Source organism: Mesobacillus harenae (assembly GCF_013343715.1).
GTDB classification, from domain to species: domain Bacteria; phylum Bacillota; class Bacilli; order Bacillales; family Cytobacillaceae; genus Mesobacillus_A; species Mesobacillus_A harenae.
Map to the genome: position 1 here is coordinate 54,646 of NZ_JABUNR010000020.1, position 22,826 is coordinate 77,471.

18 protein-coding genes are annotated in these 22,826 nt (G+C 43.7%); 14 read left to right on the forward strand and 4 right to left on the reverse strand.

From position 1 onward, the window contains the following. The first annotated feature begins 439 nt into the window (after positions 1-439). The 9 genes from HRJ06_RS20115 to spoIIR all read left to right on the forward strand — a co-directional run bounded on the left by HRJ06_RS20115 (position 440) and on the right by spoIIR (position 9,564). The gene (locus tag HRJ06_RS20115) at positions 440-1,726 is read left to right on the forward strand and encodes a UDP-N-acetylglucosamine 1-carboxyvinyltransferase (protein WP_174734764.1); all 1,287 of its coding nucleotides are present in this window, start codon (positions 440-442) and stop codon (positions 1,724-1,726) included. Positions 1,727-1,780: 54 nt separating this feature from the next. After that, positions 1,781-2,746, forward strand: coding sequence for a class II fructose-bisphosphatase (gene glpX / locus HRJ06_RS20120; protein ID WP_174734765.1), 966 nt, complete (start codon positions 1,781-1,783; stop codon positions 2,744-2,746). 291 nt (positions 2,747-3,037) lie between these two features. Continuing rightward, positions 3,038-4,324, forward strand: coding sequence for a transcription termination factor Rho (rho, locus tag HRJ06_RS20125; protein WP_197970048.1), 1,287 nt, complete (start codon positions 3,038-3,040; stop codon positions 4,322-4,324). Positions 4,325-4,556: 232 nt separating this feature from the next. Further along, positions 4,557-4,778, forward strand: coding sequence for a 50S ribosomal protein L31 (gene rpmE / locus HRJ06_RS20130; protein ID WP_174734766.1), 222 nt, complete (start codon positions 4,557-4,559; stop codon positions 4,776-4,778). 320 nt (positions 4,779-5,098) lie between these two features. Further along, entirely contained in the window at positions 5,099-5,722 is a 624-nt protein-coding gene (locus HRJ06_RS20135; RefSeq protein ID WP_174734767.1) for a thymidine kinase, read from the forward strand. Between the two features lie 142 nt (positions 5,723-5,864). Next, positions 5,865-6,302 (forward strand): hypothetical protein, encoded by a 438-nt coding sequence (locus HRJ06_RS20140; RefSeq protein ID WP_174734768.1) that lies wholly within the window; start codon positions 5,865-5,867, stop codon positions 6,300-6,302. Between the two features lie 161 nt (positions 6,303-6,463). Continuing rightward, on the forward strand, positions 6,464-7,540 hold the full coding sequence (gene prfA / locus HRJ06_RS20145; RefSeq protein WP_174734769.1) for a peptide chain release factor 1: 1,077 nt from the start codon (positions 6,464-6,466) through the stop codon (positions 7,538-7,540). After that, positions 7,530-8,399, forward strand: a complete 870-nt coding sequence (gene prmC / locus HRJ06_RS20150; protein WP_174734770.1) for a peptide chain release factor N(5)-glutamine methyltransferase — start codon at positions 7,530-7,532, stop codon at positions 8,397-8,399. Before prfA ends, prmC begins: the two co-directional genes overlap by 11 nt. A gap of 460 nt (positions 8,400-8,859) precedes the next feature. Then, positions 8,860-9,564, forward strand: a complete 705-nt coding sequence (spoIIR, locus tag HRJ06_RS20155; protein ID WP_174734789.1) for a stage II sporulation protein R — start codon at positions 8,860-8,862, stop codon at positions 9,562-9,564. Positions 9,565-9,659: 95 nt separating this feature from the next. Here the strand turns inward: spoIIR and HRJ06_RS20160 are convergent, their stop codons facing one another. The 4 genes from HRJ06_RS20160 to HRJ06_RS20175 all read right to left on the reverse strand — a co-directional run bounded on the left by HRJ06_RS20160 (position 9,660) and on the right by HRJ06_RS20175 (position 15,084). Beyond that, on the reverse strand, positions 9,660-10,634 hold the full coding sequence (locus HRJ06_RS20160) for an MBL fold metallo-hydrolase (protein WP_174734771.1): 975 nt from the start codon (positions 10,632-10,634) through the stop codon (positions 9,660-9,662). Between the two features lie 127 nt (positions 10,635-10,761). Further along, positions 10,762-11,964: an MFS transporter gene (locus HRJ06_RS20165; protein ID WP_174734772.1), complete on the reverse strand. Its 1,203-nt coding sequence runs from the start codon at positions 11,962-11,964 to the stop codon at positions 10,762-10,764. A 762-nt stretch (positions 11,965-12,726) separates the two neighbouring features. After that, entirely contained in the window at positions 12,727-13,887 is a 1,161-nt protein-coding gene (locus HRJ06_RS20170) for an acyl-CoA dehydrogenase family protein (protein WP_174734773.1), read from the reverse strand. A gap of 12 nt (positions 13,888-13,899) precedes the next feature. Next, positions 13,900-15,084, reverse strand: coding sequence for an acyl-CoA dehydrogenase family protein (locus HRJ06_RS20175; protein ID WP_174734774.1), 1,185 nt, complete (start codon positions 15,082-15,084; stop codon positions 13,900-13,902). Between the two features lie 360 nt (positions 15,085-15,444). Between HRJ06_RS20175 and HRJ06_RS20180 the strand changes: the two genes are divergently transcribed. Genes HRJ06_RS20180 through HRJ06_RS20200 form a run of 5 tightly spaced genes read left to right on the forward strand, consistent with a single transcriptional unit; the run spans position 15,445 to position 22,657 of the window. Beyond that, positions 15,445-17,010, forward strand: a complete 1,566-nt coding sequence (locus HRJ06_RS20180; protein ID WP_174734775.1) for a long-chain-fatty-acid--CoA ligase — start codon at positions 15,445-15,447, stop codon at positions 17,008-17,010. Between the two features lie 38 nt (positions 17,011-17,048). Next, the gene (locus HRJ06_RS20185) at positions 17,049-19,073 is read left to right on the forward strand and encodes an ABC transporter ATP-binding protein (RefSeq protein WP_174734776.1); all 2,025 of its coding nucleotides are present in this window, start codon (positions 17,049-17,051) and stop codon (positions 19,071-19,073) included. 18 nt (positions 19,074-19,091) lie between these two features. Next, positions 19,092-20,048, forward strand: a complete 957-nt coding sequence (nikB, locus tag HRJ06_RS20190; protein ID WP_242035311.1) for a nickel ABC transporter permease — start codon at positions 19,092-19,094, stop codon at positions 20,046-20,048. Positions 20,049-20,079: 31 nt separating this feature from the next. After that, complete coding sequence (locus HRJ06_RS20195) at positions 20,080-20,988, forward strand: ABC transporter permease (protein ID WP_197970049.1); 909 nt, start codon at positions 20,080-20,082, stop codon at positions 20,986-20,988. Between the two features lie 37 nt (positions 20,989-21,025). Then, positions 21,026-22,657: an ABC transporter substrate-binding protein gene (locus HRJ06_RS20200; protein WP_422392749.1), complete on the forward strand. Its 1,632-nt coding sequence runs from the start codon at positions 21,026-21,028 to the stop codon at positions 22,655-22,657. The last annotated feature ends 169 nt before the right edge of the window (positions 22,658-22,826 follow it).

Genomic DNA, 22,826 nt, shown 5'->3' on the forward strand with positions numbered 1-22,826 from the left:
CTAGTTTTGCTCTTCTAAATTGACAAAATTTATGAGTTTTACTACATGAATACTAAAACTTCGTGTAAACTAATAGGATAGAAAGATTTCATAGTGCGAATTTTACGTTGGTAAACTATTCCTAATCTATATCCAAACGATAGCCAATACAGCCCGAAGATTATTCGGGCTGACTTTAAAGTATTTTAGACAAGCCTTTTTCGGTCTGAGCTGCTGCATCGTTTAAAAATCCAGCTTACTTAAAGGCATTGCGGAAGCGCCTTCACAGGAAGCATCCTCAGCTGGACCATCATGATGCCAAGTCCATCATAACTCTTTCAAAAGGTTCCGAATCTTTTAGAAAGCAGCTTATATCTTGGAACAAGCTTGGCAAAACTTATTGCTAGTTCGCCAGCGGGAAGTGGACCATAAAACATCACGGCTTAGAAGGGAGTTACACATGGAAAAGCTTAAGATTGCAGGCGGTTATCCTTTAAAAGGCACTGTTCGTATCAGCGGTGCAAAAAACAGCGCAGTGGCACTTATCCCTGCTACCATTTTGGCCGAATCACCAGTGACAATAGAAGGATTGCCCGAAATTTCGGATGTCCATATTTTAAAAAGCATAATGGAAGAAATTGGCGGAACAGTTGAGCTTTCGAATAACGAAATGACGGTGGATCCGTCTCAAATGATTTCCATGCCAATGCCTAATGGTAAAGTTAAAAAGTTGAGGGCCTCTTATTACCTAATGGGAGCGATGCTTGGACGCTTTAAGAAAGCAGCAATTGGATTGCCAGGAGGCTGTTATTTAGGTCCTCGCCCGATTGATCAGCATATTAAAGGTTTTGAAGCGCTAGGTGCGAAGGTTACCAATGAGCAAGGCGCGATTTACCTCCGAGCAGATGAGCTGCGCGGGGCCAGAATCTATCTGGATGTGGTCAGCGTTGGTGCGACAATCAACATAATGCTTGCAGCTGTAAGGGCTAAAGGCCGTACGGTGATTGAGAACGCTGCCAAAGAGCCTGAGATTATTGATGTTGCTACGCTCCTTACCAATATGGGAGCTAAAATTAAAGGCGCCGGAACAGATGTTATCCGAATTGACGGTGTTGATGAACTTCACGGCTGCCGCCACACGATCATACCGGACAGAATCGAAGCAGGCACATACATGATCCTCGCAGCTGCAATTGGAGACGGCATCCTGCTTGATAATGTCATTCCTCAGCATTTGGAATCACTGATTGCCAAGCTTTCTGAGGTAGGTGTCCAGGTAGAGGCAGCAGATGATCAAATATTTGTTGGCCCAGCCCCTGTATACAAATCTGTCGATATCAAAACCTTGGTCTATCCCGGATTCCCGACCGATCTTCAGCAGCCATTTACTGCCCTGTTGACGAAAGCATCCGGATCGAGCGTAGTCACCGATACTATTTATGGTGCCCGTTTTAAGCATATTGATGAATTAAGACGGATGAATGCCAATATAAAAGTAGAGGGCAGATCTGCGATCGTTAGCGGTCCTGTTCAGCTTCAGGGAGCAAAAGTAAAAGCAAGCGATCTAAGAGCAGGGGCAGCTCTAGTAATTGCCGGTTTGATGGCAGAAGGAATCACTGAAATCACAGGGCTAGAGCATATTGACAGAGGCTACAGCCATTTGGTTGAAAAATTAACCGGCCTAGGTGCAACGGTCTGGCGCGAAAAACTGAATCAAGAAGAACAGGAACAGGTAGAAAACGCCTAACCAGTAAGATAGATTCGTACTTCTGGAAACAGGAAACATGGGGGAGAGTAACCGATGGAAAGAAGCTTAACAATGGAGCTAGTCCGTGTAACAGAAGCAGCTGCACTTGCTTCTGCACGCTGGATGGGCCGTGGAAAAAAAGAAGAAGCCGATGATGCAGCAACCTCAGCCATGAGAGATGTTTTCGATACAATTCCAATGAAGGGCAAAGTAGTCATTGGTGAAGGAGAAATGGATGAAGCTCCGATGCTTTATATCGGGGAAAAGCTTGGTACAGGCTACGGACCTCGTGTGGATGTTGCCGTTGATCCGCTTGAAGGAACCAATATTGTCGCTTCGGGCGGCTGGAATGCCTTAGCTGTCTTAGCTATCGCAGATAATGGCAACTTACTTCATGCCCCTGATATGTATATGGATAAAATTGCGGTCGGACCAGAGGCAGTTGGGCTGGTCGATATTAACGCGTCGGTTCTTGATAACCTAAAAGCAGTTGCTAAAGCGAAAAACAAAGATATTGAAGATGTTGTTGCAACAGTGCTAAACCGTGAGCGTCATGCCCACATCATTTCGCAGCTTCGGGAAGCTGGCGCGCGAATCAAGCTGATCAATGATGGAGATGTGGCTGGGGCTATCAATACGGCTTTTGACACGACCGGAGTAGATATCTTATTTGGTTCCGGCGGAGCGCCCGAAGGAGTTCTTGCGGCAGTAGCCCTTAAATGCCTTGGCGGAGAAATCCAAGGGAAACTGATTCCTCAAAACGACGAAGAACTGATTCGCTGCCAAAAGATGGGCCTCGATGTAAATAAGATCTTGCTCATGGAGGATTTAGTCAGGGGCGACGACGCTATTTTTGCCGCTACCGGCGTTACAGATGGGGAGCTTTTAAAAGGTGTGCAATTCAAAGGTTCGTATGGACAAACTCATTCTATTGTCATGCGTGCGAAATCAGGCACTGTCCGATTTGTTGATGGACGGCACAGCCTGAAAAAGAAACCAAACTTGGTATTCAAACCTTAATTCTGCCATAAGCTTGCTCCCTTTTTTCCTTAAATAGTAAAAAGGGAGCCTTTGCTTATCATCCTCAAAATGAACATTTCCGAGCTAATTGACTTTAAAGTTGATTAATTTTTCAACTAAAGGGTAAAATAGAAATTGTTTTTCAATCTGCCAATTTGCCCAAAACAAATTGCATAAATCTTTCCCTTAATCCTTCTAGCATTCTTCATTGGTGATTCTATCTACTTTCCATTCATACATGAATAAGCATTGCCGGAGGAATAAGAACAATTAATAAAGTGTGGTGACATAATGGAACTAAATATTTCAAGCTTAGAAAATATGAAATTAAAAGAGCTGTATGAACTTGCCCGTGAATACAAGGTTTCATATTACAGCAAACTGACAAAAAAAGAACTTATTTTTTCCATCTTAAAAGCTCGTGCCGAGCAGCAGGGTTATTTTTTTATGGAAGGTGTTCTTGAAATTATTCAATCAGAAGGCTTCGGCTTCCTGCGCCCAATTAATTATTCACCTAGTTCGGAAGATATTTATATTTCCGCTTCACAGATCCGCCGTTTTGACTTGCGGAACGGGGATAAGGTTTCCGGAAAAGTCCGTCCTCCCAAGGAAAATGAGCGTTATTTCGGACTGCTCCAGGTTGAAGCGGTTAATGGAGATAATCCGGAGTCGGCTAAGGACCGTGTTCATTTCCCGGCGTTAACGCCACTGTACCCCGACCGCCTTATTCCTCTAGAAACTGCTCAAAGAAACTTGTCTACAAGGATTATGGACGTTATTGCCCCCGTTGGGTTTGGACAGCGCGGCTTAATCGTCGCACCTCCTAAGGCAGGTAAAACGATGCTATTAAAGGAAATCGCCAACAGCATTACGACAAACCATCCTGAAGCAGAGCTGATTGTTCTCCTCATTGATGAACGTCCTGAAGAAGTAACCGACATAGAGCGGTCAGTTGCAGGAGATGTCGTAAGTTCGACGTTTGATGAGGTTCCTGAAAATCACATTAAAGTAGCTGAGCTTGTCCTTGAGCGTGCAATGCGCCTGGTTGAGCATAAGCGTGATGTGATTATCTTGATGGACAGCATTACTCGTTTAGCCAGAGCCTATAACCTAGTTATCCCTCCAAGCGGACGGACTTTGTCTGGCGGTATAGACCCAGCCGCATTCCATCGGCCTAAGCGTTTCTTTGGGGCTGCCAGAAATATTGAAGAAGGCGGATCGCTTACCATTCTTGCAACAGCCCTTGTTGAAACGGGATCAAGAATGGACGATGTTATTTATGAAGAATTTAAAGGAACTGGGAATATGGAACTTCATCTGGACCGGTCTTTGGCAGAACGCCGTATTTTTCCGGCAATCGATATCCGCCGCTCAGGAACCCGAAAAGAAGAGCTTCTTATTCCAAAGTCACATCTTGATAAGCTATGGGCTATTCGCAAAACCATGTCCGATTCGCATGACTTCGCAGAAAAGTTCTTGAAGCGCTTGCGCCAGACAAAAGGGAATGAAGAATTCTTTGAGCTTCTTGGCGAAGATATGAAATCTGGACCTTCGACTAGAAAGCCATTAAGATCCTAATCACTAAATTGGTAATTAAAACCATTAAAGTATAACTTGGCCTAACTTTGGCAAGGCGATTTAAGAGCATGTCCTGCATTTTAATTTTTAAGCATAAAAACTAACTTGAAATATAGAGGCATGCTTGTTATAATAACCTCAGTGTGTTTTTACAATTTACAGTCTCCATAGTGATGCGCTGTATAATATAACTCTGTTTCAGAATGATTCAGGGCAAAAGGAGATGAAAGTAATGAAAGCAGGAATTCATCCTAACTTTAAAACAGCAAAGGTGACTTGTGCATGCGGTAACGAATTCGAAACTGGTTCTGTTAAAGAATCAATTCGCGTTGAAACTTGCTCTGAGTGCCATCCTTTCTATACAGGACGTCAAAAATTCGCTGAAGTTGGCGGACGTGTTGACCGATTCAATAAAAAATACGGTCTTAAAGGCCAACAAGAAGAACAAGAATAAACTGTATGTAAAGAAACAGGCAAGATGCAATCTGACTTGCCTGTTTTTTATTGCAAAAATAACACATGCTGTTAATATAAAATAAAAATGTTATGAAATAAGGGTTGATTGGAGCGATATACGCGAGACTCCACAGGATCACCGCCCGCCCCTAGAAAAGCGAGCGATTTTTTACGACTCGTTAAAAAGTCATGATAAAGTATTATTAATAACCATCGGTAAGGCTTGGAAATGCTCTGGAAGCACCATTATCGCTTCTGAAAGCGCTCAGCCTTAAGCAAACCGCCGATAATACTTAGTAGGAAGGAGAGGCCGTCCTGATGTATGTTATGAAACAAAGCGGCTGGGTAGAACTTATTTGCGGCAGCATGTTTTCCGGTAAATCAGAGGAACTGATCCGCCGCGTAAAAAGAACCCATTTTGCTAAACAGGAGATTGCCGTATTCAAACCCCAGATTGACAATCGTTACAGTGAAGAATCGGTTGTTTCCCATAATGGAGCCTCAGTAATTGCAAAACCAATTGCTCATTCCATGGAAATCTTTCAGCACATTAGTCCTGATATTGAAGTGATTGCCATAGACGAAATCCAGTTTTTTGATCAGGAAATTTTTCAGGTTGTTCAACACCTGGCTGACAGTGGATACCGTGTTATTTGTGCGGGACTTGATCAGGATTTCCGCGGAGAACCTTTCGGACAAGTACCAGCTTTGATGGCTATTGCTGAATTAGTAACCAAACTCCAGGCTGTCTGTGCTGTTTGCGGATCGCCCGCCAGCAGAACCCAGCGACTAATTGATGGATTGCCAGCCTCTTACGATGATCCCATCATTCTTGTCGGCGCTTCTGAAGCATATGAACCACGCTGCCGCCATCACCACGAGGTGCCCAAGTCTCCGAATGAACTTGATGTTAAAACGACAATTAGCCGATCTGTGACATAATCATTGTCTTTGGCCATACTTACTTTAGAACCTGCTTTGTTGGAAAAGCGGGTTTTTTAATGTCATTCCAACGACAACAATCCCTTATTTTGGCGGACAAGAAACCTTCCTTTCAGGACAACCTATGAATGGAGGTGGGAAAATGAAACTGTGTTTAACGGTTTTATCTTTAATGTTGGCTCTTCTATCTGGCTGCGCTGGAAATACGGATAACGCCTATAATGACGAAGACCGGAATGGAACTCAGCTTTTTAATGCAGAGGATGCACGAAGAGACGCTAACCAGGAAACAAGAGATTGGCAAATGAGTGATCAAAATCCGAATTTCATCAATATGAGCGGGGGCAGGCATGACCGCAGTCTTGATGTTGATAAGGCCCGGCAGACAGTTTCCCAAATAGAGGGGTATGAGCCAGGGCAGGTATGGATAACAGGAAACGTGCTTCAGGTTACTGTATTTAAAGAAGGCCATTTCCATGAGAGGGATCGCGCTCGATCTCAAAGAGAGCTCGAACGTCTGCTCACAAAAGCACTTCCCCGTTATCATATTGAAGTTACGGTTCAGGAAGATCAAATTTAGCATGCTCCCAGTCTGAGCATGCTTTTTACATATGTCACATATTTTTGATTTTGACGAAGCTTTTCACCTATACTATAATTAGAATGTTATGGACCAGAAAAAATGTTGGTTTTTTCGGCAAAAGCCGTTTTACCCTTCAATAAAATTTGAGGTGAAGAATTGTGTTTGATCGTCTTCAAGCTGTTGAGGATCGCTATGAAAGATTAAATGAACTTTTGAGCGACCCTGATATTGTTAACAATACAAATAAATTGCGTGAATACTCCAAAGAGCAATCAGATATACAGGAAACAGTGGAGGTATACCGCGAGTACAAGGCTGCCAGTGAACAATTCCAAGATGCACGCGCCATGCTCGATGAAAAAATGGATGCTGATATGCGCGAGATGGTAAAGGAAGAAGTTGGTGAACTCGAAGAACAAATTGAAGAGCTTAAGGCTCGCCTGAAAATTCTTCTAATTCCCAAAGACCCTAATGATGATAAAAGCGTTATCATGGAAATTCGTGGTGCTGCAGGCGGAGATGAGGCTGCCTTGTTTGCTGGCGACCTCTACCGGATGTACACACGCTATGCAGAGTCCCAGGGCTGGAAAACGGAAGTTATTGAAGCTAGCTCAACGGGTGTCGGCGGCTTTAAAGAAATAATTTTTATGATCAATGGAAATGGAGCCTTCTCTAAACTAAAGTTTGAGAATGGCGCCCACCGTGTCCAACGGGTACCGGAAACAGAATCAGGAGGCCGAATTCATACTTCAACTGCAACGGTTGCTTGTCTTCCTGAAGCAGAAGAAGTTGAAGTGGAACTCCATGATAAAGACATTCGTTTCGATGCGTTTGCCTCAAGCGGAGCGGGTGGACAGAGTGTTAACACGACAATGTCGGCTGTTCGTTTAACGCATATTCCAACCGGAATCGTGGTTTCCTGCCAGGATGAAAAATCCCAGCATAAAAATAAAGACAAGGCGATGAAGGTTCTTCGAGCACGCGTATACGATAAATTTCAGCGTGAAGCGCAGGCGGAGTATGATGAAGTTCGTAAATCGGCTGTTGGTACAGGTGACCGCTCCGAGCGTATTCGTACCTACAATTTTCCCCAAAACCGTGTAACAGACCACCGTATTGGTTTGACGATCCAAAAGCTTGACCAAATTCTTCAAGGGAAGCTCGAGGAATTTGTCGATGCATTGATAATGGAAGATCAATCCGAGAAGCTAAAGAACGCAACTGATGGAGATTAATTGGAAGATTTTTGAGGCCCTGAACTGGGCTTCTTCTTTTTTAAAAGAAAAGAATCGTGATGAAAATGCTGGAGAGCTGTTACTCCGCCATTTTACGGAGTTAGGCAGGGCCCAGCTATTTGCTGAGCTTAGGTCAGAGCTTAACGCGGAGGCAGCGGAAAAATTCCGTCAAGCTGTTATTAAACATGGGGAAGGGACACCGATTCAATATATCATCGGCAGCGAGGAGTTTTACGGCCGGCTGTTTACTGTCAGTCCGGCTGTTTTGATTCCTCGACCAGAAACTGAAGAGCTTGTTTTGGGAACACTGAACAGAATTCAGTCTTTTTTCGGCGGACCAGAAAAATTGCGGCTTGCTGATATTGGTACAGGAAGCGGAGCGATCGCCGTCACGCTAAAGGTAGAGGAGCCACTGTTAACGGTTACAGCCACCGATCTATCCGCTGACGCTCTTTCAGTTGCTAAAGAAAATGCAAAAGCACTAGAGGCAGAGGTAGGTTTTTTGCAGGGAGACCTGCTGAATCCAATTAAACAATTAGGTGAAAAATTGGATATTGTTATTTCAAATCCTCCGTACATTCCCAATCAGGACAGGGAGTGGATGTCTGAGGTCGTTACTGACCATGAGCCCCATCTTGCCCTATTTGCAGGCAATGATGGCCTCGATCTTTACAGGCGTTTTATGGACGATCTTCCTCATGTCCTGCAGCCGAAAGCACTTGTCTGCTTTGAGATTGGCACTGGACAGGGCGAAGCTGTAGCAGGACTGCTTACAAGCACCTTTCCAAAAGCTAAAGTAGAAGTCGTGAACGACATTAATGGCAGAGACCGGATGGTGTATGCTGAAATTACAATGTAAGAGAGCAGCTCAACTAACGAGCTGCTCTTTCTAGTTTTGAAAGCACAATTTTTCGGGCGACTCAAAAAAACAAGTGAATTAGGTAGGTCTTGATTAGAATAATTATCGTTATGGAATATAATCAAATATTATGGAATATAATCGATTTTTATGGAATATAATTAAATTTTATCGAATATATCTGTTTTTTTGGGAATATATTAAAAATCAATTGAACGAACCTTAAAAAAGGAATCTTGCAGACAGGGGAATCCAGATATATGATCAAGAAAGTTGTTGGAAAACTGTGATTTACAGTCTAACTGACGAGAGACTTCCCATTTAAGCTCGGTTTTCAACCAATCGAACAAGAAAGTTTACTTCCAATTGGATAATATTTCTCATTTTACTAGTTTAAGATTTTTCAATTCTGTCCACACTGTCTGATGAAGGGGCGGTGCTTAAAGTGCAGAAAAACAAAATGGCTGTGTTATACATACTGGTCTTATCAATAGGAACTCTACTTAGTTTATATATACCGAAAAATGAGGTAACGGCAAACGATGCAATTGTCATTCCTCATGAAGCAATTCGGCTGAGGATTCTGGCAAACAGTGATTTGGAAATAGACCAAACGATTAAGAGAATGGTAAGAGATGAAGTGAATGCTGAAATAACCAAATGGGTAGAAAACCTGACTTCTTTGGAGGATGCTAGAATGGTTATTCAGTCGAAGCTGCCAGAGATTCAAAAAATAGCGGAGGCAGTTATTGAATCACAAGGTGCGACCCAAACGGTGCAAACTGCATTTGAAAAAGTTCAATTTCCAACTAAGCTCTATGGTCAATTTTTATATCCCGCTGGAGAGTATGAAGCAATCCTGATCACTCTTGGTGAGGGGGAGGGAGCCAATTGGTGGTGTGTGTTGTTCCCGCCGTTATGCTTTCTAGACTTTTCTAATGGGGTAGCTGTCAGTGATGGGTTTGACGAAAATGAGAAGGAAGCAGCTGACGCCGAAAAAACTGCATCAGATCCACAGGCTAACGAAGCGGTAAAGAATACCGAAGAAGGTGAAGCAGCGGCTGTCAGCGAGAAGGAAGCAGCCCCTGTATATGAAAAAGGTGACGAAGAGCCTGTTAAAGTTAGATTCTTTTTAGTCGACTTGTGGGATAAACTGTTTGGCTAACGTTAATAAACATAAAAACAGCTTTCAGGCAGCAGCGCCTGGAAGCTGTTTAAGTATGAGGACCAAAAGTGCTGAGGTTAATTTTAAAGAATAAATCAAGCAGAGTAGTAGATAACTCCGTCTATTTCTAGGGCAGCAATTTCTTTCCTGTCCAATAACAAGTCTAGTAATCCAACTGTATCAGATGCCAGAAGAACCACTGCGTCTTCATACTTGTTAGGGTAAAGTTCTTTTACGATTTCAAGACCGTTCTTTTGCTGATTTACTAATAGTTTCTTTATTCTCAGTGCACGCTTATCAATCTTTTCAAAAGTTTCATTTATCAGTTCAGGCAGATCGTCAATTCTCTCTCCGTGGCCGGATAGGGTAAGCTTTACTGGCAGTCTCAACAATTTGTGAAGGTTGTTAACGTACTGAATTAACGGTTTGGACCTCTCCGTTTCGGGATAGATTGGGGGCTCAAGGAAAATGCCAGCTGGAGAATGCTTAATCAGATGGTCTCCGCACAGGAGCACTTGGTCTCGTGGCCTGTAAAGGGATATATGGCTTTGAGCATGGCCTTTTGTTTCAATCACCTGCCACTCGGATAATCCTGGGATGGCGACACCTTCATCCAGTTCCTGTTCGATAATAATTTTATTTTTTGGGCCCTGGTTCCAGCCTTTTTTCCTGGAAAGCTTTTTGGCTAATTCAGCTGGGATGCCAAATTCCTTATAAAATTGCTTAAAGAATGTATTGCCATTTTCAAAGTGTGCAGAGTCATTTGTTAAATATGGCCGGCAATTAGCATGTGCATAGACTGGAATGGGATTCTTATCGAGAATCCAATCTAATAACCCAATATGGTCGCCATGGTGGTGCGTAAGAACTATTTGCTCAATATCCATGACAGATAAGCCAAGCTGACCGAGGAAGCTATTAAACTGTTCCCAAGCCGGTTCCAACCTTCTCCCGCAGTCTACCAAGGTTAATTTTTCACCAAAGATAAGAAATAAATTAACAGGACCTACAGGCCAGTTAGTGGGGAGTTCCAACACTTCAATTCCGTCGATTTTATTAGAAATAATCATCTACATACACACCATTCTAATCTTTTGTAGTTTAACTATTATATTTATATAGTCTTGAGGGATGGAAATTGCCAAATATAAAAAAATCGGGAGACTCCGATTAACGTTCATTTTTAAGAATGGCTCCTTAGCCGTCTTTATAAACTGGCTGATCAGTTTGTTTATCTTGGGTTCCCCAAACTCCAACTGAGCTGCGGCCATTGACCAGAACAATAACAAACATAATTGCACAAATAAATGCGGAGCCGATAAATGGTGACGATATATGGATACTGTAAAAAACTCCACCGATTAATGGTCCTAAGATTCTTCCTAGGCTGTCTATTGATTGATCTAAGCCCATCGTAATCCCGCTTCCCATTTTACCTTGCTTGGAGAGGAGGGAAATGATGGTTGGTTTAATACAGGCGGATCCTACACCAACAAAAGCACATCCGAGGATAACGATCCATAGCTGGATAGGCAAGACAATTAAAAAATATCCAATTGTTGAGAGCAGAAAGCCAAATTTGGCAATCCAGTTGTCGGTACGAATCAGATATAAATGCTTTAACAGAAAAAATTGGACAAAGGCGGAACCGCCAGCAAAAACGCTGAATCCGAGGCTAACTTCTCCTGGTGCGGCAGAAAATCGTTCGATCATAAAATATCCCAGCATTCCAAAAAGGCTTGAAGCGGCCAATGACTGCCCAAATGTTAGAAGATATAGCTCACGATATCCAGGTTTTGTGACGAAGGTAAGGGATTTGCCAAATGAGGGAGTGTGGGCTTGGGTATTTTGGTGAGCCGGTTCTTCAATATAACGCCATACAAGCGGAAGCGTTATTAAGGCTAGCAATCCTGCTGCAATAAATGGAGCATTGACCCCTAAGGGAGAAAAGAGGCCGCCTATAGCAGGGCCGCACAAAAAGCCTAATCCGTTTACCGCGCCCATTTTACCCATCGCAGCACCCCGGTTCTTCGTATCTGACGAATCAGCGACAATTGTTAAAGCGGCCGGTACAGATCCTGAAGATAAAGTGGCGCCAATAATTCTAGCTGTTAACAGCTGGCCAAAGGACTGAGCAAAAATAATTAAAATAAACGCAATTCCAAAACCAAATAATCCAAACAGGAGGATAGGCTTTCTTCCATAGCGGTCAATCATTCTTCCCCAAATGGGTGTAGCAATAAATTGAGCCAAAGCCCAGCCAGTAATCAAGCTGCCCATCTCAAAAGAAGATAATCCTAATCGTTCAGCTACATAAGGCAGGCTCGGGAGAACAATCCCGTAGCCGGTCATGGTTAAAAACATGGTAAACCCCAAAATAATAAAGGCCTTGCGATCCATGGTCTCGTCTCCATTCGTATTGCGGTAGTACTCACCATCTCCCGGAGTTGCCTTTTAGGACATCTCCTTTAAAGCCGGCCGTAACTATAATCAGGCCTACCAATTTGAATTTGACAGCATGAATGGTTTTTAATAGCAAAGGGCGAGGGAGAAGGCTTTCTCCCTCGCAGTAGCTACTAACCGGTCAGTCTGTGAAGGATGCATGACCGGGATATTTTTTTAGCCTGGCCTCGAACAACAAGCTAAGCTGTTCCAAGGCGCTTCCGCCTTTGGTTTCATCCAGCTCCAGCGCCTAGAAACTCGGTAAACTTCATCTCATCCCCAGAAGCAAAGAACGCTTCTTTGGGCTGAGACTCCAGTTTACTCGTTTCTGGAAAGGCGCTTCCGCTTTTGGGTTCATCCAGCTCCAGCGCCTAGAAACTCGGTAAACTTCGGCTCCTCCGACAGAAGCAAAGAACGCTTCTTGGGGCTGAGCCTCCAGTTTACTCGTTTCTGGAAAGGCGCTTCCGCTCTTGGGTTCATCCAGCTGCGACTCCTAGAAACTCGGTAAACTTCATCTCATCCCCAGAAGCAAAGAACGCTTCTCTGGGCTGAGCCTCCAGTTTACTCGTTTCTAAACAGTCGTCTCCGCTTTAGGTTTCATCCAGCTGCGGCGCCTACCCCCTCGAGTCGCTTCGGTCCTGCGGCTGAAGTCAAAGAACGACTTCAACCTCAGGCCCTCCAGCGCTTGTCGGGGCTGACCAAGGCGCCTCCGCCTTTGAGTTAAACTGGTGCGAATTCTGTTTTGTTTTTGGTTAGGTATGTTTTTTCTCCTAGATCGTCGATTGCGAATTTTGCAATCCTTTCGCGGTGGGAGTATACATCACCTAGTACAGCAGCGCTTCTTCTGGCTCTTTTGAAATATAAATGCATATCATTTTCCCACGTGAAGCCGATGCCTCCATGGAGCTGAATGGCGTCACCGCAGACTTCGATTCCAGCATTGGAAGTATAAGACTTCGCAATGGATACAGCTAAATCTGCTTCCTCATTATTGGTATCGATTGCCCAAGCGGCATATTCTACAGCGGACTTTCCGCTCTCAACCTTTAAATACATATCGGCTGCAAGGTGTTTGACAGCCTGGAAACTGCCGATTAAAACGCCAAATTGCTTCCGTTGCTTTGTGTATTCAACCGTTTCATAAAGCGCTTTTTCTGAGCAGCCGACTAGATCTGCGGACACGAGGAGAGCCCCAATTTGCCGCATTCTTGTCATTAACCTGTTACCAATGCCCATGCCTAAGCCCTGAACCACATCCTCAGGTTTAACTGCATAGTTAGCGAGGTTCACTTCATATAGCGGATACGTTTCGTCCATGGAATTAGAGTTATGTACGCTAATATTAGGACTTTTTGCGTCGAGAACAATTAGCGTTTCTTCCTCCTCAGGAGTGTATCCTTTACCAGCAACGCGGATGCTGGCGAGAATAAGGTCGGCATCTTTAGCAAAAGGAACTTCTCTCAATGTCCCGTTTAACACATAACCGCCGTCAGACTTTCGTGCTCTTGCATCGACATTAACCCAGGCAACGGTTAACAGTTTTTTGCCTGCTTCTACTTCGTTCACAACCTTTTCTTGCTGTTTGCAAGTTTTAAGCGCAGCCAAGCCGACCATTGCTTCAGTGAGCGGGTAGGTTAATAAATGGCGGCCTGCTTCTTGGGCAATTAAAATTCCATTTAACATCCCTTTGCCATCTTCTCCATCGCCATCTAGATCAATGATTCCTAATAACCCTTGCTGGGCAAGCAGCTTTTGCATAGTGTCAGAAATGGCAGGGGTCTCCATGAATTCCCGGACATGTTCAGGAGTATTTCGGGCTTTAAACATTTCCCTTACACTCCGGCGAAGCATCTTTTCTTCATCATTAAATCCAAAGAACATTTTTTACCCTCCTTATCTAGGCATGCCGAGAACTCGCTCAGCAATGATATTTTTTTGTATTTGCGTTGTACCGGCATAAATGGTTGCACCGCGGGAACCGGAGTCAATTGCTTGAAGAACGCCTCGGCCGACGCTTTCTTCTCCAATATATGGCGCCTGGTCACCTAATATTTCTAAACCTAATTTACCCATATTGACATGCATGCCGGACCAGAATAATTTCTGCAGGGAAGCTTCCGGTCCGAGCTTGCCTTCATTTAACAGCTGGCTAATTGTTTTTAGACCGTGATAGCGGAGAATTCGAATCTCGGAAAATAACTCGGCAAGTTTTTGACGGTAATACGCGCTTTCACTAGCCTTTTCCCCTGACTTTTCAACAGAAGAGCTGATCCGCGCGAGAGTATTAAATTCATTTTGGAAGCGAACTTGGCGTCCAAGTGCTAATGTTCCACGTTCGAAGCCTAACGTTCCCATCGCAACTTTCCAGCCATTATTTAGGCCGCCGACTACATTTTCTTTAGGAATGGAAACGCTATCAAAAAATACTTCGTTAAAATCGCTGTTGCCATTCATCTGAACTAGCGGGCGTACGGTGATGCCTTCACTGTTCATTGGCACGAGGAAGAATGTGATGCCCTTATGTTTGGCAACCTCATTGTCTGTTCTTGCCAGTACGAAGCACCAATCGGCATGATGGGCGTAACTTGTCCAGACCTTTTGCCCGTTGATAATCCAGTTGTCGCCTTCAAGGACCGCTTTCGTTTCAATAGCAGCAAGATCCGAACCTGCATTAGGCTCAGAAAAGCCTTGGCACCACACTTCATCGCCGCGAAGCAGGGCGGGAAGAAATCTTTGTTTTTGCTCTTCTGTTCCGAATAATAGCAAAGTCGGCCCAAGCAACAGCTTTCCTAGAACATTTATTCCGCTTGGAGCGTTAAGTTTTCCAGCTTCTTCATCATAAATAATTTCTTCTACATGTGTTAATCCCTGTCCGCCATACTCTTTTGGCCAGGATATTCCGGCGTATCCGCCTTCATATAACTTCCGATCCCATTCCCTTAATATCTTGCCGCGTTCTGCTTCATCGTCAGGCCAGTTAAATTCTGGTGTTCCCCAGCCTTCCGGAATATTGTTGATGAGCCATTCTCTTACACCCTGTCTGTATTCCTCTTGTTGCTGGCTAAATGATAAGTCCATCTTTTCCACCTCTTTTTAATCATAATGGTTGAAGAATTACATACTGCTTGGGAGAATCGACCCTCCTTTACAAAATTATATACAAGCTATTTTGGAATATTGTAACTATTTTGAATAATATCACAACTATTTCGTCTATGGAAGTTTTTTAGAAAATTTATCCTGCTAAAATTTTATGGTAGATCGATTCTAATTCAAGAGAGAAAAGATACTAATATATTCAAAAGTAGACCGAAAATACTAAAAAATATTTTTAAAAACAAAAGTTTAGAAAACGCTTACATTTATCTAAAATTTCTGATAATATCTATAACTAAGTAAAAGATTACCATATCATTTATCAGCAAAGGGAGGGTTTTTATGCTTTTAACCAGTTTGATAGACCATACGAAAGAACAATTTGGTGAGTATCCTTTTCTCTATTATGGGGATAAGGAATATACCAATCTTGATGTTGAGCGTATGGCAAAAAAGATATCCATGTTACTAAGGAATCATGGCATTGCAGACGGGGAACGGGTCATGGTCAGTATGCCGAACTGTCCCGAAGTCATTTTTTCTTATCAAGGGATCCTGCGCTCAAGCAGTATTGTCATTCCTGTCATGTTCCTACTTCACCCAGGCGAAATCCACTTCATCCTTAATGATTCTAAAGCCAAAGCAATCATTACATCATCTCAAGTCCTTCCTAATATGATTGAAGCATCAAAAAACCTGTCGCATAAACCCAAATTCATTGTAGTAGATCCAATTGAAGACATATCGGCCTATGAAGGCTGGGAAATTATTGATTTATATAAAGAAATAGCAGCGCTTGATGAGGCACAAGAGATCGCACCGCAAGCATCTGAAAGTGATATAGCGGTTATTTTGTATACTTCCGGGACAACCGGCCGTCCTAAAGGAGTTATGTTAACACATAAGAACCTTTATACAAGCGCTTATACCTCATATGAATTATCCAGGGAACGGGAGAACTTCGGCAGAGGAACAACACTGGGAATTTTGCCATTAGCACATGTATATGGATTTACCTCTATGAATACAAGCTTTCTGCTAGGGAGCTCAGTCGTTGTCTTTCCAAAATTCGAAGTTGAAAAAGTGTTTGCTGCCATTGAAAAATATAAGGTTAGAAGCTTTGCAGGTGTTCCGGCCATGATTCATGCAATGGTTACTTCACCAGCAGCTGATAAATACGACCTTTCCAGTTTAGAGACGGTTGGCAGTGGTTCTGCTGCATTGCCGGTCGCGTTAATACACGCGTTTAACCAAAAATTCAAGGCCGACATTCTCGAAGGCTATGGCCTTTCTGAAGCTGCGCCTGTTGTGGCGAGCCATAGGGAAGGAATGCCTATCAAATATGGTTCTGTCGGGATTCCGATCCCTGGTGTTGAGGTTCGAATTGTCGATGAAAACGGGCAGGAGGTTCCAAAGGGAGAAGTTGGGGAGCTGATTGTCAGAGGCGATAATATTACACCAGGTTATTATGGCCTTGAGGAAGAAACGAAAAAGGCGATTAAAGATGGCTGGTTATATACCGGAGACCTTGTCACGATGGATGATGATGGGTACCTCTACATTGTTGACCGGAAAAAAGACTTAATTATCCGCGGGGGCTTCAATGTTTATCCTCGTGATCTAGAGGAAGTTATTGCATCTCATGAGGCAGTTGCCGAAGTGGCTGTTATCGGAGTGCCTAGTGAAAGCCTGGGAGAAGAAATTGTTGCCTGTGTCATCAAGAAGCCAGGCGCAGTTGTTTCTGAGGATGAAATTATCAGCTTCAGCCAGCAAAAGCTCGCAAAATACAAGTCACCTAAAAAAGTAGTCTTTCTCGATCAGCTGCCGAGAAACGGTGTTGGGAAAATCCTAAAAAGGAAATTGAGAGAGGAGTTTGAAACGAAGGATTCTGCAGTTTCTAATAGTTAGTTTTAAAACCACTGAACTACTAGAAAGAGGTGAACTGGTTGGTAAATAATACTATCCTTAAGGTGGATAAGTTAAGAACAGTCTTCCAAACTCGCCACGGGGTGATCGATGCTATAAATGGAGTCTCCTTTAGTATTTCTAAAGGAGAAACCATTGCCATCGTCGGAGAATCCGGTTCCGGAAAAAGTGTAACGGCCCTATCCATTATGAAGCTTCTCGAAAGTACGGGCCAAATCACCGAGGGGAAAATTTTATATAATGACTTAAACTTGGCTGAGCTGAGCGACGAGGAAATCAGGCGGATCAGAGGGAAACAAATTGCAATGGTGTTTCAGGATCCGCTGACTTGTCTCGATCCTTTATATACGATAGGGGATCAGATTGTTGAGGTGCTAAAAATTCATGAGGATCTTTCTCCGGCAGACGCAAGAGAGAGAGTGCTGGAATTACTGAATCTAGTAGGGATTCCTGATGCCGGTTCCCGAATGAATAGCTATCCTCATGAACTATCCGGAGGCCAGCGGCAAAGAGTCATGATTGCGATTGCCCTGGCATGCAGGCCGAATGTTTTAATCGCAGATGAGCCGACAACCGCGCTTGATGTAACGGTGCAAGCTCAAATTTTAGAGCTGCTAAAAAAATTACAGGCAGAGTTTGGTACTTCGATCATTTTAGTAACGCATGATTTGGGGGTTGTTGCCGAAATGGCCGACCGGGTCATTGTAGTGTATGCCGGAACGGTAGTGGAGCAGGGCGAGGTTCGTGAAATCTTCGCCAAGCCCGAGCATCCGTATACAGATGCGTTAATTAAAAGCATACCGAGGGCTGAAACGGATCGTAATCAGCCGCTGCAGATCATTAAGGGCTCTGTTCCCAACTTGCATGAAATGCCTTCCGGCTGCCGGTTCCATCCGCGCTGCCAGTATGCAACAGACCTGTGCAAGCAGGAGGAACCAGCTTTTATAGACCTGGGGAACGAGAGATTCAGCAGATGCTGGATGAATGATCCTGAGAAGAAAGACCATTTTATCGATGTATTGCAGGCTGATGCGGTTGTTCCTGCCGAAGCAGAGGCAGCTAATGCACCTATGGAAAAAGAGAAGCAGCTGCTTTTAAAAGTCGAAGGTCTAAAAAAACACTTTCCGATTAAAAAGGGACTGTTTTCGAGGACCGTGGCGAATGTAAAGGCTGTCGACGGGATCAATTTTGAAATTTTTAAAGGAGAAACCTTGGGATTGGTCGGAGAATCAGGATGTGGTAAGTCCACTACAGGCCGGCTCCTCCTTAAGCTTTTGGATATTTCAGAAGGAGAAGTTCTGTTTGACGGCAATAATTTGGCGAGCTATAAAGGGAATCAATTAAAGGAACAGCGAAAGAAAATGCAAATTGTCTTTCAGGATCCCTACAGTTCTTTAAATCCGAGGATGACAATAGAAGACATCATCGGGGAACCGTTGGAAATTCACCAAATAGCAACAGGAAGAGAAAAGTCGATCCGCGCTGGCCAGCTTCTTGAGATGGTTGGACTTTCGAGCGGTGATCTTTACAAGTTCCCGCATCAATTTTCCGGTGGGCAGCGGCAGAGAATCGGGATCGCACGGGCTCTAGCCACAGAACCAGAACTGCTTATTTGTGATGAAGCTGTTTCAGCGTTAGATGTTTCGGTACAAGCACAAATATTAAACCTGCTTAAAAAGCTTCAAAAGGATCTTGGACTTTCCTATTTATTTATTTCCCACGACTTGAATGTTGTGAAATACATCGCTGACCGTATTTGTGTCATGTATTTAGGGAAAATCGTAGAAGTAGCAGATTCGGAAGATCTTTTTAACCACCCTAAGCATCCGTACTCTCGTGCGCTAATCTCATCTATCCCAGTTCCGGATCCAACCCTTAAAAGGGATCGGATCATCCTTGAGGGAGATGTGCCTAATCCGGCGAACCCGCCATCCGGCTGCAGTTTTCATACTCGTTGTTCATTTGCCAAGGAGATATGCAAAACAGATGCACCTCCATTAAAGGAGCTTACAATCGGCCATAATGTTGCTTGTCACTTATTTTAATAAGGGGGTGGAGAGGGAATGAGTCTGCTGAAGTACTTGGGACAAAGGCTGGTATATGGGTTTATCGTCCTTGTGATTATGATCTCCTTTGTGTTCATTGTCATGAGGTTAGTTCCCGGTGACGTTGTGGCGCTCCAGCTCGCTGGCGCCGGGGCGGTTTCTGAAGAACAAATTTCTCAAATGAGAGCAGAGCTTGGCTTGGATTTGCCAGTTTGGACTCAGTTTGTGGATTGGATGAAAAATGCTGTAACCGGGGATTTAGGAAACTCCCTCTGGTCTAAGCTGCCAGTCACCGAGATGATTGGCGAAAGAATTATGATTACGCTTCAGCTAGCGTTCATGGCGATCGTTCTGGCCATTATCATAGCGATACCGGCAGGAATTTATTCAGCGATGAAAAGGAATACGTGGATCGACAATACCATCAGGGTCATAGCAATCGGGGGACTGTCAATTCCGAATTTCTGGTTCGCTTTACTGTTAATTATTTTTCTGTCACTAACTTTTAATTGGATCCCTCCCCTTGGGTACCAATCATTTTTAACAAACCCGATTGTAAACCTGCAGCAAATGTTTCTTCCTGCTTTAGTGCTGGCCTTATCCTTGAGTGCAAGTATCGTAAGAATGACCCGTTCATCCTTATTGGAAGTATTGCACGCAGATTTCATCAGAACAATTCGGGCAAAGGGTGCCAAGGAAAAAATCGTTATTATTAAGCATGCCTTAAGAAACTCACTTATTTCGATTGTCACTCTAATAGGTTTACAGATTGGGTTCCTGTTGGGGGGGACGGTTATCATTGAATCCATTTTCTCCTTGCCTGGAATAGGTAGCTTAATTTTTGAAAGCGTTACCAAACGTGATTATCCAGTCGTACAGGCAACCGTATTAGTGTACGGAGCATTGTTTATGCTCGTTAACCTGATTGTCGATATGGCCTATGGCTGGATCGATCCGCGTATGCGTCCAAGTTAAGCTATTTTAAAAGGAAGGATGTGAATGGGGCATGTACCCAGCTTCTCAGGTAAATCCTGATATTGAGTTAAAGGGAAATGTATCTGGTAAAAGAATTAAGCTGACCAAGGCAAAGGAAGAAACAAAACGGTTTATTAAAACGCAAAGGATGGGTGTCGTTTCGCTTTCCATTATTGTCATCATCATTCTTGCCGCCATTTGTGCCCCGCTTATTGCCCCATATGATCCAGTTGCCCAGGACAGGGCTGCCTTTATGCTTGCGCCGACACAAGCGCACATAATGGGTACGGATGATTTGGGCCGAGATATTTTCAGCAGGATCATTTACGGTGCAAGGGTATCCCTGCTTGTCGGTATGGCAACCGTGGTAATTTCAATGGTGCTTGGCACAATGCTCGGAGTCGTTTCCGGGTATTTCGGCAAAGCGGTGGATATGGTGATTCAGAGAATTATGGACGCGATCATGGCGATCCCGCCGCTGATTCTTGCTTTGTTCATTGCAGCTCTGTTAGGTCCTGCCATCAAAAATGTCATCATTGCTTTAACAATCGTCAACATCCCGCACTTTGCTCGAATTACCCGGGGGGAAATGCTGCGCATAAAGGAAATGAATTATGTAGAAGCATCCCGGTCAGCAGGGGCGAGTGCTTTCAGAATCATATTTAAACATGGACTTCCCAATATGATGGCTCCAATCATTGTTATTGCAAGCCTTACATTTGGGCAATCGATTATCGCAGAGGCCTCGCTAAGCTTTTTGGGCATTGGTACGCCTCCTCCCAATCCTTCTTGGGGCTTAATGTTAAGCGGTGCAAGCAGTTATATGGAAAACGCACCTTGGATGGTGTTATTTCCAGGCCTAATTTTAAGTGCTGCTGTGCTAGCTTTTAATCTGTTAGGAGATTCTTTAAGGGATTTCCTTGATCCAAAGCTGAACTAACCGTTTGGATAAAAAAATTAATCGATTTGAGGGATGCGTGTTGAAACAGAGTAAATGGCTAATTTTCTTGGTAATGCTGACTTTGGTGCTGACTGCATGTTCAGGAAAAACAGATGCTCCGGCTGCTGACAATGGAAAAAAGACTGATACAGAAAGTAAGGATGACGGTGCCCCGAAACCAGGGGGAGTCGTCCAGATTCTTAACCCTGCAGATCCTGATATGCTCGACCCTCACAAGACGTCATCGATTTACACTCATAATATTCTTGGGCTCGTATATAGCAAGCTGGTAACCTATGAAACAGGTCCTGACGTTGAATACTCAGAATATAATATTGTTCCCGATCTTGCGAAGGAATGGAAAATATCTGATGATGGCAAAGTCTATACCTTTTATCTCCGGGAAAATGCGAAATGGCATAATGTTGCTCCTGTAAATGGCCGTAACGTTGATGCTGGAGATGTAGTAGCAACTTTTGAAAGAATAAAAACACTTCCAGGACATCAGGCGTATATGCTTGATCAAATTGACAAAGTTGAAACTCCGGATGATTTAACGGTAGAAATTCATTTAAAGGCACCATTTGCCCCATTCCTCAGTTATATGGCAAACCATTTCATGTGGATCCTTCCTAAGGAAGCTGTCGAGGGGAAAATCGACTTGGAGAATACAGCGGTTGGTACGGGGCCATTTGTACTCGATAAATGGGAAAGAAATGTCGAAACAGTCTTCACGAAACACGAGGATTACTTTCTAGAAGGTCTTCCATATCTTGATGGAGTTAATTTCAAGGTAGTTCCTGACGAAGATACAAGACTTGCGGCCTTTAGAACTCAACGAGCAGATACAACCGGCTTGCTGTCTCCGCAGCAGTTTGGGAACCTCATAAAATCAGATCCAAATCTGCAATATACAGAAACTCTGTTCCCTACTCAAAATCAGGTTTATATGAATGCAACACGCAAACCATTTGATAATGTAAAAGTAAGGAAGGCGATTAGCTTAGCGATTGATAAGCAAAACGCAGTTGATCAAATCTTCGGAGGCGGCGAAATCAGCGGTCCAGTCAACCCATCCCTCGGTAAATGGGCATTAACAAAAGAGGAAAGAGAAAGCATGCAGCCTTATGATGTAGAAGAGGCAAAAAAGCTGCTGGCAGAAGCCGGTTACCCGGATGGATTTGATACAAAAGTAATGGTAACGGACGGCTATGGCGAAGCCACTGTAAGAATGGCGCAATGGATCGTCGAAGATTTAAGAAGCATCGGCATTAATGCAGAGCTGGAGGTTGTCGAATACGCAACTTACTTCACGCAAAAATGGCCTAAGCTTGACTATGATATCGGAGTCGGATTCCAGTCTTACCTTCAAGAGCCTGATGAGTGGCTTTATGGCCAGCTTCATTCCAAGGGAGCGAAGAACTGGTATGGAATCAATGATCCGGAACTAGATAAAATGTTGGAAGAGCAAAGGACCATTCTTGATGAAGCAGAACGGATCAAAAAAGTAAGGGATATTCAAATCTATGCTCTCGAAAATGTAGTGAATCCGATCCCGATCACTACCCATATCACAAGATCACCAGTGCAAGCCTACCTGAAAAACTGGCACACACACGCATCATACGGAAACATTCACATGAAAGACGTCTGGCTCGATAAAAAATAACCAAAGAACCCCTATGTGAATCACATAGGGGTTTCATATTGATTAGGGTGACTATTAAGGGTGACAGGCACCATCCAGAAAAATGGATGGTGCCTGTCACCTTACAAATTTTTCCTCATAAATTGATTTGAAAAAATTTGGGAGTTTTTCCGGGTTTGTTTTGACCACT

Bases quoted from the DNA above. Each gene is read 5' to 3' on its own strand.
- HRJ06_RS20115 (WP_174734764.1), top strand. From the start codon at position 440: ATGGAAAAGCTTAAGATTGCAGGCGGTTATCCTTTAAAAGGCACTGTT.
- glpX (WP_174734765.1), top strand. From the start codon at position 1,781: ATGGAAAGAAGCTTAACAATGGAGCTAGTCCGTGTAACAGAAGCAGCT.
- rho (WP_197970048.1), top strand. From the start codon at position 3,038: ATGGAACTAAATATTTCAAGCTTAGAAAATATGAAATTAAAAGAGCTG.
- rpmE (WP_174734766.1), top strand. From the start codon at position 4,557: ATGAAAGCAGGAATTCATCCTAACTTTAAAACAGCAAAGGTGACTTGT.
- HRJ06_RS20135 (WP_174734767.1), top strand. From the start codon at position 5,099: ATGTATGTTATGAAACAAAGCGGCTGGGTAGAACTTATTTGCGGCAGC.
- HRJ06_RS20140 (WP_174734768.1), top strand. From the start codon at position 5,865: ATGAAACTGTGTTTAACGGTTTTATCTTTAATGTTGGCTCTTCTATCT.
- prmC (WP_174734770.1), top strand. From the start codon at position 7,530: ATGGAGATTAATTGGAAGATTTTTGAGGCCCTGAACTGGGCTTCTTCT.
- spoIIR (WP_174734789.1), top strand. From the start codon at position 8,860: ATGGCTGTGTTATACATACTGGTCTTATCAATAGGAACTCTACTTAGT.
- HRJ06_RS20160 (WP_174734771.1), bottom strand. From the start codon at position 10,634: ATGATTATTTCTAATAAAATCGACGGAATTGAAGTGTTGGAACTCCCC.
- HRJ06_RS20165 (WP_174734772.1), bottom strand. From the start codon at position 11,964: ATGGATCGCAAGGCCTTTATTATTTTGGGGTTTACCATGTTTTTAACC.
- HRJ06_RS20170 (WP_174734773.1), bottom strand. From the start codon at position 13,887: ATGTTCTTTGGATTTAATGATGAAGAAAAGATGCTTCGCCGGAGTGTA.
- HRJ06_RS20175 (WP_174734774.1), bottom strand. From the start codon at position 15,084: ATGGACTTATCATTTAGCCAGCAACAAGAGGAATACAGACAGGGTGTA.
- HRJ06_RS20180 (WP_174734775.1), top strand. From the start codon at position 15,445: ATGCTTTTAACCAGTTTGATAGACCATACGAAAGAACAATTTGGTGAG.
- nikB (WP_242035311.1), top strand. From the start codon at position 19,092: ATGAGTCTGCTGAAGTACTTGGGACAAAGGCTGGTATATGGGTTTATC.
- HRJ06_RS20195 (WP_197970049.1), top strand. From the start codon at position 20,080: ATGTACCCAGCTTCTCAGGTAAATCCTGATATTGAGTTAAAGGGAAAT.